This is a genomic window from Lederbergia panacisoli, from assembly GCF_024626525.1.
Taxonomy (GTDB): domain Bacteria; phylum Bacillota; class Bacilli; order Bacillales; family Bacillaceae_C; genus Lederbergia; species Lederbergia panacisoli.
In genome coordinates, this window is record NZ_JANJGU010000041.1 from 1 (window position 1) to 716 (window position 716).

1 pseudogene is annotated in these 716 nt (G+C 37.0%); it reads right to left on the reverse strand.

The features are described from left to right. Positions 1-334: 334 nt before the first annotated feature. A pseudogene (locus NQ185_RS20105) lies at positions 335-716 on the reverse strand (NERD domain-containing protein); the annotation flags it as partial.

The following is a 716-nucleotide window of genomic DNA, read 5'->3' on the forward strand; positions in this document are numbered from 1 at the left end:
ATTCGAACTCAATCGCAACGCTAATTCAGGATTGAACCATGGTCCGGTGTGATTCGAGCCTAATCGCAACGATAATTCAGGATTGGACCGTGTTCCGGTGTGATTCGAGCCTAATCGCAACGCTAATTCAGAAATGGAACACGGTCCGGGGTGATTCGAACTCAATCGCAACGCTAATTCGGGATTGAACCGCGGTCCGGTGTGATTCGAACTCAATCGCAACGCTAATTCGGGATTGGAACACGGACCAGGGGCAGGTGTGATTCGAGTCTATTCGCAACGTATATTCGATAAGTTTCTTTTTTCCGTCCCAATCTATTAGTATAATGAACTTTTAATCTTTTCTCTCATAATACGTAGCCTTGGCATTTTCCTTAATATTAAAATTCTTTATTAATATTCTTTGAATTAAATTTTTAGATATTACCCCTGCACACCATTCAAAAATATCCCTAGTTGTGATTTTTCTGTCAGGAAAAAGAAGTGTATATTCATCCACGGATCTTAAAATTGCTAATTCTATACCTTCTATATTTTCACAGTTTTTACATTGTAATACCGATCTTTTTCTTTCAATATTCATTGAACTACAAAATGCACATATAAACCCTTTCCTAATTTCCTCAAAACTATATACTGGTATTTTCATAAAATGTGGTTTTTCGTTGTGTAGGGAAATGAGTTTATGTGCTACCTTCTTATGGTGATCGTTTATA